The sequence below is a fragment of the Candidatus Hakubella thermalkaliphila genome, assembly GCF_013281975.1.
GTDB classification, from domain to species: Bacteria; Actinomycetota; Humimicrobiia; order Hakubellales; family Hakubellaceae; genus Hakubella; species Hakubella thermalkaliphila.
In genome coordinates, this window is sequence record NZ_BLRZ01000150.1 from 1 (window position 1) to 3,269 (window position 3,269).

Sequence of the window (3,269 nt, forward strand, 5' to 3'; positions counted from 1 at the left end):
GAGGAAAGAAAATCAACCGAGACTCCCGTAGTAGCGGCGAGCGAAAGGGGATGAGCCTAAACCTATCAGATGCCATAGCGTGCGGGCGTTGTCTGATAGGGGTTGTAGGAATTACCTGGTGCTACCGCATTAGCGCCGAGGAGTTACAAAGGCAGAGCATAGTAGAAGGGCCTGGAAAGGCCAACCAGAGAAGGTAAGAGTCCTGTATACGAAATGCTCTGTTCTCCTGGTAATTTCCTGAGTACGACGGGACCCGAGAAATCCTGTCGGAATCTGCGGGGACCACCCTGCAAGGCTAAGTACTTATCATCAACCGATAGTGAACTAGTACCGTGAGGGAAAGGTGAAAAGAACCCCGGGAGGGGAGTGAAATAGTACCTGAAACCGCGTGCTTACAAGTTGTGGAAGGGTGTGTGCTTTGGCATGCGCCTGACTGCCTACTTATTGAAGAACGGACCGGCGAGTTATGGTATGCAGCAAGGTTAAGGCGAAGAGCCGGAGCCGCAGCGAAAGCGAGTCCTAATAGGGCGTTTAAGTTGCATGCTATAGACCCGAAACTGAGTGAGCTATCCATGGCCAGGGTGAAGCGAGGGTAAGACCTCGTGGAGGCCCGAACCCACTAGCGTTGAAAAGCTAGGGGATGAGCTGTGGATAGGGGTGAAAGGCCAATCAAACTCAGAGATAGCTGGTTCTCCCCGAAATAGCTTTAGGGCTAGCCTCAGGCGTTTAATCTTGGTGGTAGAGCACTGAATGGGTTAGGGGCCTTACCAGGTTACCAAACCCAATCAAACTCCGAATGCCAGGATTCCAGAGCCTGGGAGTCAGACTGCGGGGGATAAGCTTCGTAGTCGAGAGGGGAAAAGCCCAGACCATCAGCTAAGGTCCCCAAATATGGACTAAGTGGGAAAGGATGTGGAATCGCCCAGACAGCCAGGATGTTGGCTTAGAAGCAGCCATCCTTCAAAGAGTGCGTAACAGCTCACTGGTCAAGTGATTCTGCGCCGATAATGTAACGGGGCTCAAGTCCATTACCGAAGCTATGGAATGCGAGAGCAATCTCGTGTTGGTAGGGGAGCATTTCCTGGGGAGTGAAGCCGGACCAGAAGGTCCGGTGGACCGCAGGGAAGAGAGAATGCCGGTATGAGTAGCGAGAGACGGGCGAGAAACCCGTCCGCCGAAAGCCCAAGGTTTCCTGGGGAAGGTTAATCCGCCCAGGGTCAGTCGGGACCTAAGTCGAGGCCGAAAGGCGTAGGCGATGGAGAACGGGTTAATATTCCCGTACCACCATGTTGCGTTATCAGCGATGGGGGGACGCAGGAAGGTAGGCCAGCGCGGTTTGGTTATCTGCGTACAAGCGTTTAGGGTGTCTTCCAGGAAAATCCGGAAGACGTGTGCCTGAGGCGCGATGTCGATCCTCTTTTGGAGAAGTGGTTGATCCTGTACTGCCAAGAAAAGCCTCTAGTGAGCAACCTGGTGCCCGTACCAAAACCGACACAGGTGGGCGAGGAGAGAATCCTAAGGCGATCGAGAGAACCCTGGTTAAGGAACTCGGCATACTGACCCCGTAACTTCGGAAGAAGGGGTGCCTCGTTAGGGTGAAGGGACTTGCTCCTGGAGCCCGAGGAGGTCGCAGCGAACAGGCCCAAGCGACTGTTTACTAAAAACACAGGCCTCTGCTAAGTCGCAAGACGATGTATAGGGGCTGACGCCTGCCCGGTGCCGGAAGGTTACGGGGAGGGGTTAGCCTTGAGGCAACTCAAGGCGAAGCTCTGAACCTAAGCCCCGGTAAACGGCGGCCGTAAGAAAGTTGCGGCTCTGTGGTGGTAACACTGCAGAAAAAATCTGGCTATATGCTGGGAACTCTGGTGAATCTCACGCTACTGTGATATAATACAAACATATGTTCGAATATCACAGTGAAAATGCGATGAGTGCAGACAATCAGCAGGAAAGGCCTTTAACTGAAACGAGTTCCTTGGATGTTGAAAGGATTCCCCCTGAAATAGGCTGGTATCTGGCTGGATTTGCAGAGGGAGAGGGAAGTTTTAACGTTCCGATAAGAAGACGCAACGACTTTGAGATGGGTTGGAAGGTATCATTAAGTTTCAACATTTCGCAGAAAGATGATACAATTCCTAAACTTTTTCAGAGCGTGCTAAAATGTGGGACAATTCGATACAGAAGAGACGGTATCTGCTATTTCGAAGTAACTAAAGTAGAAGATATTGTAAACAAAGTCTTCCCCTTCTTTGCAAAATTCGAGTTACGTTCAGGAAAGAAAAAAGATCTTGAACGTTTTAAAGAGATAGCCTATATGGTCAAGCGGAACGAACACTTGAAGCAAGGGGGACTTGAAAGAATACTGGTACTGAGAAGACCGATGAACAACGGAGGAAAACGCAGATTCTCAGTAGAATACATCTTAGGAACTATTCAGTTGATGGAATCCTCAGAGACCATACGCCAGACCCCTGAGTAATCAGGGTGAAGATATGGTCCACCCCTAGTGGCGACATTAGGATAAGGTGAACTATAACGGTCCTAAGGTAGCGAAATTCCTTGTCGGGTAAGAAATTGCCCCTTGTGGGAGTGATCCTACAAGAAAAACTGGCTTATATCGGTGGAACCCCATGAGGGTAATACCGAGGGAAGGTTTAAATACCGCCTGTAACGACTGATCCCGCCAGAGGCGGGACGATAGCAGCCGGTGCTATTGCAAATCTAGGGCTGCTATAATACGCCAGTATCTCATTAAGGAGAAGCTTGAAGTACTCCCGAAATGAGATAAAGATATAGTCTACATCTCTGGTAACAGAGGAGTAATGTGAAGTTCCGACCTGCACGAATGGCGTAACGACTTGGGCGCTGTCTCAACCAGGGACTCGGTGAAATTATAATGCCAGTGAAGATGCTGGCTTCCCGCAACGGGACGGAAAGACCCCGGAACCTTTACTGTAGCCTGACCTTGGACTTTGGTTCATCCTGTGCAGGATAGGTGGGAGGCCAGGAAGCCGGAGCGTTAGCTCTGGTGGAGCCACCCTTGAGATACCACCCTGGATGGGCTGGGGTTCTAACCCTGATCCGTGATCCGGACAGGGGACAGCGTCAGGTGGGCAGTTTGACTGGGGCGGTCGCCTCCTAAAAGGTAACGGAGGTGCCCAAAGGTTCCCTCAGCACGGTCGGCAATCGTGCTTCGAGCGCAAGGGCAGAAGGGAGCTTGACCATATAGGCTATCTCTTTAAAACGTTCAAGATCTTTTTTCTTTCCTG

1 rRNA gene is annotated in these 3,269 nt (G+C 51.1%); it reads left to right on the forward strand.

The annotated features are described in order from the left end of the window. Nucleotides 1–3,269: ribosomal RNA gene (locus tag HW443_RS13050) — 23S ribosomal RNA — on the forward strand; the annotation flags it as partial.